Origin of the sequence: Actinokineospora fastidiosa, from assembly GCF_014648415.1 — a bacterium.
GTDB lineage: Bacteria > Actinomycetota > Actinomycetes > Mycobacteriales > Pseudonocardiaceae > Actinokineospora > Actinokineospora fastidiosa.
In genome coordinates, this window is the sequence record NZ_BMRB01000003.1 from 590,454 (window position 1) to 602,108 (window position 11,655).

An 11,655-nucleotide genomic window follows, 5' to 3' on the forward strand; every position below is an offset into this window, starting at 1 on the left:
ACGCGTGCAGACCGTCGGCGAGCTACTCGCCGAGCTCGACGACGGCAATCTGCGCATCGAGCTGGACCGGACAGGTGCCGCAGAATGGTCGGAGCACCGCAAACATCTGCTGCTCGACTCCATCCTGCGTGGCTGGCCGATCGGTCCGCTGTATGCCCTGGTCGCCGAGGACGGCCGACGCACAGTGGTCGATGGTGGTCGACGGCTTGGGACGCTGCGCGAGTTCACCGCGAACGAGCTTGACGTGGACGGCCGGCTGACACCACACAGCGATTCGCTTTCCGATATAGACAGCAAGACATATCAAGATTTGTCAAGCGGTCTGCGGAGTGCGTTCAATGACTATCCTGTCGTGGTTATCGAATTTGATGGGATAGCTCAGGAAGATATCCGTCCGGCGCTTTTCCGGATCAATGATGTTGACCGAATGTCCGCTGCGCAGCGTCGCATGGTGGAAGCTGGCAAATTCGGCGAGCAGATCCGCGAATTGACCAGTAGCGCCGCGGACTGGGGTCTCACTACCGAACGAATTGGTTTCTCCAACGTCTCGCTGTTCTACGAGGACGTGCTTGGCAGGGTGATCGTCGCGGTGGAGCAGCGCGATCTCAGGGTGGCAGGCAGCGACTCGGCGCCGTTGGCCGCGCGGCTCAGAGCCGGTCATCCCGCGCCGCCAGATGTGTACGCCGCGGTGTCCGATGCCCTTAAGAGCCTGGTCGCCAGGCCGGAGTTGGCGGAGCCCGCCGTCCGGTTCAGCAAGGCCACGCTCGCGTCCTGGCTGTTGCTGATGGTCTATGCACAACGCCAGTTCGGTCCCGGCGTCGAACACTATGTTGGCTACCTGATGGAATGGCTGGAACCGCAACGCCGCAGGCTCGCGGCCGGCCTGGACCTCGACTCCGAGCCTCCGTTTCGCGGCGAGCCTATGGCCGACCTGCCCGCCGCCGACCTGCTCGTGGTGTTCAACGACCGGGCCGCGGTGGAGACGATGACCAGCGAGTCGTTGTGCATTCGGGACGCCGTGCTGTGGATGTTCCTGGTTGCCGTCGGCGGTGTCCCGACGCTTGACCGCCCGCCCGTCCCGCAACTACTCGTCCTGCACGACCAGATACGGAACTCCGCCGACCTGGAGTCGGTCGCCGCCGCCGTGCACGCTGTGGAGTGGGGGCGCTGGGCTTGAGGCGGAGCAACGTTCAACGCAACTACGAGACGCTCTCCAGTGCCGATCACCCGTATCCGCTGCGTGCCGTCACGATCGACGGGCATGTTCACCTGGGCACGGTGACCGCGTTGCTCGAGTCGGGGGTCACGGTCTTCTGCGGCGTCAACGGGGTCGGCAAGACGCAGTTCCTGAAAACCCTCTCGGCCCACCTGGACGGCGGCGACACCGGCGACGCAACCGTCGAAGTCGACGTGCATGCCATAGCGAAAGCGGTGAAGTGTGTGCATGTCGACACCGGATGGGAATGCTTCGACACGGTTAACCAGGTGTCCCGCACGCCTAGCCTCGACGAAAAGCGCGCGGCCAGCGACCAACCACCTATGGACAAGCAGACGGCTGCCCTGCTCGGCTTCATCCTGAACCGAGACTACGACTCCGCGTCCGCGCAGGAGCTCGATCGGGACGACACCGACGGTGCCGGTACGTCCACCTGGCACTACTACGAACTCACCTACCGGGGGGCGACCTACGGACCACGGGAAATGAGCCTCGGCGAGCTGGCTGCGTCCATCGTGCTCCGCGCGCTGCGAACCGCACGGTACGGCAGCGTGCTGCTCCTCGACGAACCGGAAAACTTCCTGTCACCGCAGGCACGGCGACGCTTGCTCGACGTCATCGTGTCGCACGCGGTCGACCGGAAACTGTCCGTCGTGATCGCCTCGCATTCCATCGAGATGGCCCGTCGTCTGCCGGCAACCTCGTTGCGGACGATCGAACGAGATCTGCGGGGGACCGGCGTCGCCATCGATCGCATGAGGTTCCCGTCACAAGTGGCCCACGCGATCGGCATCGAGGAGCGACCAGACGTGCTGCTGCTGGTCGAGGACTCCTTCGCGCGCTTGCTGCTCAAGGCGATATTGACCAGGCAGTTCCCGGAGTGGCGGATGGAGCTAGGCATTGTCGAGGCCGGCCGGGAACACGGCAGCCTCAGTGGCGGCGAAGGAGCGGTCGCCCAAGCGGCCAAGGCGCTTTCGGACAACGACATCGGTATTCGGGTGCTTGGCGTACTGGACGGCGACGCGCGGCAGAAGGAAAGCTTTTGCGACAAGCCGTATCTCGCCTTCTTGCCTGGCCTGGCCGCTCCGGAAAGCGTCGTACTTGACGCGGTCGCGGCATCGCCGTCCTCGGCGGCGACCGTCCTCGACGTGCCGGAGGAAGCGATCGCAAAAGGCTTGCGAGTCGTCGAAGGCGTTGACAGCCACGACCGGCCAGCAACGTTATGTCAGGCCGTCGGTGTCGAGGTCACCGAGATCGTCGGCTACGCGGCACGCTGGCTCGCCACATCTCCAGACCACGCGCAGCACGTGCAGGAACTGATGGAAAAGATCAATACGACGTTGTACCTAGGCCACGGAGAGTCAACGGAGGTGGACGTCCACTAATCTCCGCGAGGCAATCCATGTCACTTGAACCGAGGAGCAGTACCGCACCGTGCGAGCCCGTGTCCGAGCCGACAATAACGCGGCGCTACCGCTGCCGCTGAGCCTCGCCGAGGTCGAGCAGTACCTCGCCAAGGCGGCAGATCTGTTGCGCGGCAGCATCGACCAAGCCGACTTCAAGGCTTACATCTTCCCGTTGATGTTCTTCAAACGGATCAGCGACGTTTACGACGAGGAGTACCAGGCCGCGCTGGACGACTCGGACGGCGACCGCACGTACGCCTCGCTCCCCGAATTCCACCGCTTCAGCCTGCCGGAAGGCCACCGGTGGGAGGACGTTCGGGAGCGCACGCAGAACATCGGCGAGGCGCTGCGCACCGCGTTCCGGGAGATCGAGAACGCCAACCAGGACGTGCTGTACGGGATCTTCGGCACCGCGAGCTGGACCAACAAGGACAAGCTGCCCGACGCCCGGCTGAAGGACCTTATTGAGCACTTCTCCACCAAGAACCTGTCCAACGCGTCGGTGTCGCCGGACGTGTTCGGCCAAGCGTACGAGTACTTGATCAAACGGTTCGCTGACCTGTCGAACAAGAAGGCGGGTGAGTACTACACCCCGCGCTCAGTGGTGGCCTTGATGGTCAACATCCTCGACCCGAAGGAGGGCGAGACGGTGTACGACCCGGCCTGCGGCACCGGCGGCATGCTGATCGAGGTCATCGAGCACGTCAAGGCAGCAGGCGGTCGGCCCGAAACGTTGTGGGGCAAGCTCTACGGCCAAGAGAGAGTGCTTACCACCTCAGCAATCGCCAGGATGAACCTGCTGTTGCACGGCGTCCAGGACTTCGAGATCGTCCGTGACGACACACTGCGCTCGCCCAGGTTCCACGACACCCACGGCGGGCTAGCCAGGTTCGACTGCGTGATCGCCAACCCACCGTTCTCGCTGAAGAAGTGGGGTCATGAGGAATGGGCGTCCGATCCATGGGGGCGCGTTGAGCTGGGCGGCGTGCCACCGAAGGGCTACGCCGACTGGGCGTGGGTGCAGCACATGGTCGCCTCCACACTGCCAGGTCGTCGTGGCCGGGTAGCCGTGGTGCTGCCGCAGGGAGCGCTGTTCCGGCAGGGCGCAGAGGGCCGCATCCGCGAATACATGCTGGAGGCCGACCTGATCGAGGCAGTCATCGGACTGGCACCGAACCTGTTCTACGGCGCAGGTCTCGCCGCCTCGGTAATGATCCTGCGCAAGCACAAGGACAAGGACCGCAAGAGAAAGGTCCTGTTCATCAACGGCGAGAAACTGTTCAAACGCGGCCGCAACCAGAACACCCTCGAACGCGAACACGCCGAGACATTGCTGAAGACCTACCAGGCATACGCCGACGAGCCCGGCCTGGCCACCGTCGCCACTCTCGACGACATTGCTGCCAACGGACACAACCTCAACATCCCCCTCTACGTCGAGCCAGTCGACATCGGCGAGCGGATCACTTTGGACCAGGCGCTGTCGGACCTTGAAGCGGCACGCGCCGCCGCCCGGGCGACCAGGGCGACGTTGGAAGCGGAACTGGCGAAGTGGGGGTTGTGAGACCAGTGGCCAGGCACATAACCCAGAGCGAGTTGGAAAGCTACCTGTGGGGCGCGGCGGAACTGCTCCGTGGGCAGATCGATGCGGGCGACTACAAGCAGTTCATCTTCCCGCTGGTGTTCCTCAAACGCCTCTCCGACGTCTACGACGAGGAGCACGCCGCCGGCCTGGACACCTATCACGACGAGGAACTCGCCGACCTCCCGGAGAACCATCGCTTCGACATCCCCGACGGTGCCCACTGGTCCGACATCCGCGCGGTCACCACCAACGTCGGCACCGCGATCCGCAAAGCGATGAACGCCATCGAGAAAGCCAACCCGGAAACCTTGCCCGGCGTGTTCGGCGACGGCGACTGGGGCAACAAGGACCTGCTCCCGGACTCCACCCTGACCGGCCTGATCGAGCACTTCTCCACCAAGACCCTGTCCGTGGCCAATCTGCCCGAGGACGAACTCGGCCAAGGCTACGAGTACCTGATCAAGAAGTTCGCCGATGACTCCGGCCACACCGCCCAGGAGTTCTACACCAACCGCACCCTGGTCCACCTGATGACCATGATGCTCAAACCCGAACCAGGCGAGAGCGTCTACGACCCCACCTGCGGCACCGGCGGCATGCTCATCTCGACCGCCGCCGAACTCCGCCGCCAAGGCCGAGAATGGCGCAACCTCAAGCTCTACGGCCAGGAACTCAACTACGGAACCTCCGCCATCGCTAGAATGAACCTGTTCCTACACGGCATCGAGGACGGCCACATCGAACACGGCGACACCCTTACCAAACCCGCCTTCCTCGACCACCACGGCCGCCTCCGCACCTTCGACGTGGTCCTCGCCAACCCGCCCTACTCCATCAAAAACTGGAACCGCGCCGCCTTCACCAAAGACCCCCATGGCCGAAACATGTGGGGCATCCCCCCACAGAACGCCGCCGATTACGCATTTGTTCAGCACATCGCGAGGAGCCTAGATCCCGAGTCGGGTCGAGCGGCCATCCTCCTTCCGCATGGCATCTTGACCCGCGTCTCGGAATCCGCCGTGCGCCGCGCGATGGTGGAGTCGGACCTTGTCGAAGCGGTGATCGGTCTGGCTGCTGGCCTGTTCTATAACTCAACGATGGAAGCAATCGTTCTCGTGCTCAGGACCCGAAAACCCGCAAATCGTCGTGGCCGGGTGCTGTTCGTCAACGCTGTTAATGAGTTCGCCCGCGAACAATCGCAGTCATTCTTGCGCAAACAACATCAACAGAAAATTCTGGTTGCATACGAAAATTTCGCGAACGACGACGGGTTCGCCGCAGTCGTCACTCGCGAACAGATTGCAGAAAAGAATTTTAATCTCGCAATCCCAATGCACGTAAAGGCAGTCAGCGGCCGTCGAGTCACCGAGGATAGCATCGACAGTATGGTCACGACATGGCGCAGCGCGGCCACGCAGGCTGACACGGCCGTTGCGGACGTACTCGCACTTCTCGGTCACCAGGTGGAGAAATGAGCCTCAACCTCGACAAATCCACTTGGAAACGAGTCCGCTTGGGGGATGTGATTTGTCGATCACGGAAGCAGGTTGACCCGGTGGCCAGTGGCGTCGAACGCTATGTGGCGGGTGGACACGTCGACACCGAAGGTGTCACGATCAATCGATGGGGCCAGGTCGGCGACGGCCAAATGGGTTCCACATTCCGGTACGTATTTGAGCCTGGTCAAGTGCTTTTCGTCTCGGCTCGACCATACCTGCGCAAGGTTGGCGTCCCCGACTTCAGTGGCGTCGTCGCCGATAAGACCTACGTTCTCGATGCGGTCCCCGAAAACGGACTGCTGCACGAGTTCCTCCCCTTCGTGCTCTCGTCGGACAGATTCATCGAGTATGCAACCGCGGAAGCAACTGGTTCCATGAACCCGCGGCTCCTCTGGGGTCAGATGCAACGGTACGAATTCGACCTCCCGCCCCTTGACGAACAAATGCGCCTCGCCGACCTACTTCGAGCTATCGAGCGTCATCGGCGTGAATTGGTCTCGGGAAATGCAACGCTTCACGCTTTCAGAAGCCTTTTCGTTGATCAAAACTTGCCATTGGGTGCAGGAATGACTTCACTGGGAGAAGTCGCAAGTATATCTTCCGGGATCACGCTCGGACCGGCTCGTCGTGCGATGATACGCACTGCTCCTTATCTTCGCGTCGCCAACGTCCAACGCGGAAAGCTTGACCTGTCTGAAATTAAGGATATCGGAGCAACTGAAGCTGAAGTCCAAACAAAAAGCCTCGAATTTGGCGACATTCTTGTAGTGGAGGGGCATGCCTCCATAGAGGATATCGGGCGTGCGGCGATTTGGGATCGTGACGATTCTCCGCTTTATCAGAATCATTTGTTCCGGGTGCGGGCCAATCAGAGCTATCGTCCAATGTTTCTGCTGGAGTGGATCAACAGTGCCAGAGGTCGCGCCTACATTCGTACAGTCGCAAAGAGCACTAGCGGATTGAACACGATCAATAGTACCGCTCTTAAAGAAATGCCAATACCTATTGTCACGCTTGAGAAACAAGACAGGTTGTTGCGCGATCTTAGTGTGATCGATAACGGATTGTCGGCGCTCTCTAGTGAGTTGGCGAGCATTATGAGGCTTCGCTTGTCGAATTCCGCTGACATCTTTGGAGGTACTCCGTGACTTTCAATGAAGCCAACACTGTTCGGGACTTCGTCCGTGATCTGGTCGCCTCCAACGACATCCAATTCATTCCCGGCAACTCTCTCCCGCGTCGCACCGATGACGTCCTGTTGGAAGGCGAGGCTGTAGCCGCTCTTGCTCGGCTGAACCCGGAGATAGCCGCCGATCGGCGTCTGGCTGATGAAGTCATCTACCAGCTTCGGGCAATCATTCTGTCCGCGCGCGGGTCGCCGCATCCGGTCGTGGCTAACGAGGAGTTCGCCGCCTGGTTGACCGGACAGAAGTCGATGCCGTTTGGGCCTAACGGCGAGCATACGACGGTTCGGCTGATCGACTTTGAGAACGGGGCGGACCCGAGTGCCAACCAATGGACTGTCTCAACCGAGGTGACCTACGGGATTGGGCGGTTGGAGCGGCGGTTCGATTTTGTGTTGTGGTGTAACGGGTTTCCGCTCGTGGTTGGGGAGGTCAAGTCGCCGGTGCGGCCGGCGTACTCGTGGATTGACGCGGCGGCGCAGATCAGCGAGGACTACGAGGTCAACGTGCCGGCGTTCTTCGTGCCGACCGTGTTGAGCTTCGCTACTGAGGGGAAAGACTTCCGATACGGGTCGGTCGGCATGCCGGTGGCGCTGTGGGGGCCATGGCGTGATGAGTCTGCGCCAGCGTCCGCCGAGTTGGCGACGGTGCGCGAGGCCGTCGACGGGGTGCTCAACCCGGGGGCGGTGCTAGAGTTCTTGCGGTACTTCACCGTGTTCGCCACCGACAAGAACCATCGCAAGATCAAGATTATTGCCCGGTTCCAGCAGTTCCAAGCGACCAACCTGATCGTCGAGCGGGTGCTGCACGGCCGGGTCAAGCAGGGACTGATCTGGCATTTCCAGGGCTCCGGAAAGTCGCTGCTGATGGTGTTCACCGCGTTGAAGCTGCGGGCGACCGCCGGGCTGACCAACCCGACTGTGCTGATCGTGGTCGACCGGATTGACCTGGACACCCAGATCACCGCCACGTTCAACGCCTCCGACGTGCCCAACCTCGTCTCTACCGATAGCCGCAAGGAACTGCAGGAACTGCTCCGCGTCGGCGCCCGCAAGGTGATCATCACGACCGTGCACAAGTTCGGCGAGGCGCCCGGCGTGCTCGACGCCCGGGACAACATAATCCTGATGGTGGACGAGGCGCACCGCTCCCAGGAAGGCGACTTCGGCCGCAAGATGCGGGCCGCGCTGCCCAACGCGTTCCTGTTCGGGCTCACCGGCACGCCGATCAACCGGCGCGACCGCAACACGTTCCTCTGGTTCGGCTCCGACTCCGACGACGGTGGCTACCTGTCCCGCTATACGTTCTCCGACTCCATCCGCGACGGCGCGACGCTGCCGCTGCACTTCGAGCCGCGGCTGTCCGAGATCCACCTCGACGAGGACGCGATCAACGCAGCGTTCGCTGAGTTGGCCGACCGGCATGAGCTCACCGAGTCCGACAAGATCACGCTGTCGCGCAGGGCCGCCTCCATCGAGACTCTGATCAAAACCGACTCGCGGATCGGCAAGATCGCCGCCGACATCGCGGAACATTTCCGTGCCAAGGTTGAGCCGCAGGGGCTCAAGGCGCAGGTCGTCGTGTACGACAAACCGACCTGCGTTGCCTACAAGAAAGAGCTGGACAAGCTGCTCGGCCCAGACGCCTCGACCGTGGTGATGAGCCGCGACGCCCGCGACCCACAGGAATGGCGGGAGAAATACACCCCGGACCGCGACCAGCTCGAACGGATCACCGCCCGGTTCAACGACCCGGCTGACCCACTCAAGATCCTCATCGTCACGGCCAAGCTGCTCACCGGGTTCGACGCGCCGATCCTGTACGCGCAGTACCTCGACAAACCGCTCAGGCAGCACAACCTGCTGCAGGCGATCACCCGCACCAACCGGGTCTACCCGCCGCACAAGACGCACGGCCTGATCGTCGACTACCTCGGCATCTTCGACGACGTGGCCAAGGCGATCGCGTTCGACGACAAGAGCGTGCAGCAGGTCATTAGCAACATCGCCGTGCTCCGCGCCCAACTGGAACCGGCGATCGAGGCGGCGCTAGCGTTCTTCCCTGGCGTCGACCGTACTGTCGGCGGCTACGAGGGCCTCATCCAGGCGCAGACCGCGATAACCGACGACGAGGCCAAGGACGCCTTCGCCGCCGCGTACAGCGTCGTCGCGCAACTGTGGGAGACGCTCAGCCCTGATTCGATACTGCGTGACCACGAGGACGACTACCGCTGGCTCACCAGCGTCTACGAGTCCGTCCGTCCGACCGACGTCACCGGCCGCCTGGTCTGGCACGCCCTCGGCGCCAAGACCTTGGAACTGATCAACGAGCACGTCACTGTCGAGGTCCCCCGCACCGACCTGGACATCATCGTCCTCGATGCGACGATCATCGAAGACCTGATGACCGGCAGGCGAACCGACGTCGACCCGGTCGAGGTGGAGAAGTGGATAACCGCTCGGATTGCCAAACACGTCGGCAACCCGGTCTTCGTCGAACTCGGCAAACGCCTCAACGCGCTCCGCGAGAAATACGCTCACGCCCAACAGGCAAGCCTCGAATTCCTCAAGGAACTCTTCCAACTCGCCCGTGACACCGTTGCTGCGGAAAAGGCAGCCGCCGAGATTCCCCGCGAGGAACAAGGCAAGGCCGCCCTCACCGACCTGTTCGAGTCCCTCAAAGGCGACGACACCCCGATCATCGTCGAGAACGTCGTCAACGAGGTCGACAACATCGTGCGCACCGTCCGCTTCGCCGGATGGCAGGACACCCGCGACGGCCGCCGCCTGGTCCAGCAGGCCCTCCGCAAAACTCTGTACGTCAAGTTTAAGATCCGCGACAACGACGTCTTCGAACGCGCCCTCGCCTACATCCGCGAGTACTACTGACCCCGAGGGCGCGACATCGTGCCCGATGACCTCATCTGTGCATCGTCAGCGACACAGTGCCGGACATTCGGTCACCAAGCCTGGCCGATCAGGACTATCGGAGATTTGGATGCGCCGCTGGACTACATCGCCAAGGAGACCGCCGATCACCGCGTACGTCCCAGTCGAGGTCGGTCTCTACGACAGCGTGGCCGGGCCCGCGCTATTCATCGGTGTCGGATCCGACTGGAGCTATGCCGCTTACCACAGCCCGCAAGGACTCTCCCTGCCAGAGCATGGGTGCCGCACCTCCGTGCGAATACCTGACCTCGACGTTCCCGCCGAAGCACTCATTCCTAACTCGGCCGCCCGCGAGGCGATGCGCCCGGTATGGATCAGGCCGACCGTCGCCGTCGACAGCCGACCATCTTGCTCTCCAACCAATCAGCCGGAGCGGGGCAGGCGCTTGGACCCGCTCGTAATCACCGGACGATCCTTCCACGGCCGAAGTGACCGTCCATGCCTATGAAAGCTCGCCGGTCACGTCACGCCACCAAGGTCGTCGGGACACCCCTCGCCGCATCCCCGGTATCGGCGTCGACCGGATCCCGTGCGGCCTCGGCTTGGTGTTCCTCGCGCACGGCCTTGACAAGCCGTCGCGCCCGAGTCGCGCCAATCCCAAGCCGTGCGCTGAGCGTGTCCGCTGAGATCGGTTTCTGCTGAACAGCACGGTGAGCCGCGTCCTCCTGCCTCGCCTGTTCCAGGAGCCGCTCCGGTGCGTGCTGCTGAGGTGTGCCCTTCGGCGGCTCTGTGTCAATGCAACCTGCGGCTGGACTGGTCCATTGGCGCCATCAACACCGATCCCAGCCTTCGAGGCTGCTTGGCCGGCATCGGACGAATCCTGGTTCTCCGTCCTAATGGTGGTCGCGCTGATCGCCTGCAAGAGGCCAGGGCCGTCTTCAGCCCAGCCGATCAGGAGAAGAGGGACCTACCGCGTCGAACGCCGCCGTGCCAAGCTCGCCTGCCCCGATCGGGTCGGCCACGTTCAGCGCGAGGGTGACCGCCCTCGCGAAGATCAGCAGTCGGCGAGCGGGTCGCAGCACGTCCGGGGACGCCGTTGAGCGCCAGGTGCCGCGTGCCGAGCGGAAGCCCAAGAATCGAAAGATCAACCGCAGGAGCGACCAGCGGCGCGAGCAAAGCGGCACGCCGAGCCGGAGCGCGAGATTGAGGACGTTGCCGAAGCCGAACAGGAAGGTGAGACTGACGACGCCCGAGATCATCGTGACGGCCTGAACAACAGCAGTCCCGTCCGAACCTGATCGAGTTGACATTGCTGCCGGCCGGGTCATCGAGGACCGCTTGCTTCGACGCGTGGACGTCCGTGGGTGTCTCGGGTGGGGATGCCACGTTCGCTGAGCTTGTTCAGCACGGTGGTGTGGTTGACACCCAGGTGGTCGCCGACTCGCGCCAGCGACCAGCCGAGGTTGTAGAGGTGGATGGCGTCGTCGACCTGCTCGGGGGAGAGTCCGCGGCGGCGCATCGGTACGCCGTGCCGGTGGAGGATGTTGCTGACCGTTCGGCGTTCGATGCCGAACCGGTCACCGAGTTCGTACACTGTCGCACCGGCCTGGTAGCCCGCGATCAACTCTTCGACTTGCTCGGCACGGAGTTGCCGAGCGCGCCGGGGCCGGTCGCGCTTGATCGACGACGGCTCGGGTGTATCGAGGCTGGGAAGCTTCTCACGGAGCTCTTCCAGGGACCTGACCTGGTCTTTTATGTTCGAGTAAGCTCCCTTAACCTCCACAAGTGGATCGCCCGTCTGGACATGCAGGTTCTGCTGTTCAGGCGGGTTTCTGCGTTTGACGGTCCAGGCTGCCTTGGCTGACGTGGCTGGGATG

The 11,655-nt window shown here is 62.7% G+C and carries 8 protein-coding genes; 6 read left to right on the forward strand and 2 right to left on the reverse strand.

Annotated elements, in window-relative coordinates:
* Positions 1-4: 4 nt before the first annotated feature.
* Genes IEY98_RS21730 through IEY98_RS21755 form a run of 6 tightly spaced genes read left to right on the forward strand, consistent with a single transcriptional unit; the run spans position 5 to position 9,778 of the window.
* Positions 5-1,177, forward strand: coding sequence for a DUF262 domain-containing protein (locus IEY98_RS21730; protein ID WP_189212395.1), 1,173 nt, complete (start codon positions 5-7; stop codon positions 1,175-1,177).
* Positions 1,159-2,601 (forward strand): ATP-dependent nuclease, encoded by a 1,443-nt coding sequence (locus IEY98_RS21735; RefSeq protein ID WP_189212396.1) that lies wholly within the window; start codon positions 1,159-1,161, stop codon positions 2,599-2,601. Before IEY98_RS21730 ends, IEY98_RS21735 begins: the two co-directional genes overlap by 19 nt.
* Before the next feature lie 49 nt (positions 2,602-2,650).
* Positions 2,651-4,186: a type I restriction-modification system subunit M gene (locus tag IEY98_RS21740; RefSeq protein WP_229787156.1), complete on the forward strand. Its 1,536-nt coding sequence runs from the start codon at positions 2,651-2,653 to the stop codon at positions 4,184-4,186.
* A gap of 32 nt (positions 4,187-4,218) precedes the next feature.
* Positions 4,219-5,682 (forward strand): type I restriction-modification system subunit M, encoded by a 1,464-nt coding sequence (locus tag IEY98_RS21745; RefSeq protein WP_229787158.1) that lies wholly within the window; start codon positions 4,219-4,221, stop codon positions 5,680-5,682.
* Positions 5,679-6,854 carry a restriction endonuclease subunit S gene (locus IEY98_RS21750; RefSeq protein WP_189212398.1) on the forward strand — a complete coding sequence of 392 codons (1,176 nt, stop codon included), beginning with the start codon at positions 5,679-5,681 and terminating at the stop codon, positions 6,852-6,854. Before IEY98_RS21745 ends, IEY98_RS21750 begins: the two co-directional genes overlap by 4 nt.
* Positions 6,851-9,778, forward strand: a complete 2,928-nt coding sequence (locus IEY98_RS21755; RefSeq protein WP_189212399.1) for a type I restriction endonuclease subunit R — start codon at positions 6,851-6,853, stop codon at positions 9,776-9,778. The genes IEY98_RS21750 and IEY98_RS21755 overlap by 4 nt, the downstream gene beginning before the upstream one ends.
* A gap of 938 nt (positions 9,779-10,716) precedes the next feature.
* Here the strand turns inward: IEY98_RS21755 and IEY98_RS33505 are convergent.
* A complete protein-coding gene (locus IEY98_RS33505) occupies positions 10,717-11,037 on the reverse strand; it encodes a hypothetical protein (RefSeq protein ID WP_229787160.1) in 321 nt (106 codons plus the stop codon).
* Positions 11,038-11,102: 65 nt separating this feature from the next.
* Positions 11,103-11,561, reverse strand: coding sequence for a helix-turn-helix domain-containing protein (locus IEY98_RS21765; protein WP_189212400.1), 459 nt, complete (start codon positions 11,559-11,561; stop codon positions 11,103-11,105).
* Positions 11,562-11,655: the final 94 nt, after the last annotated feature.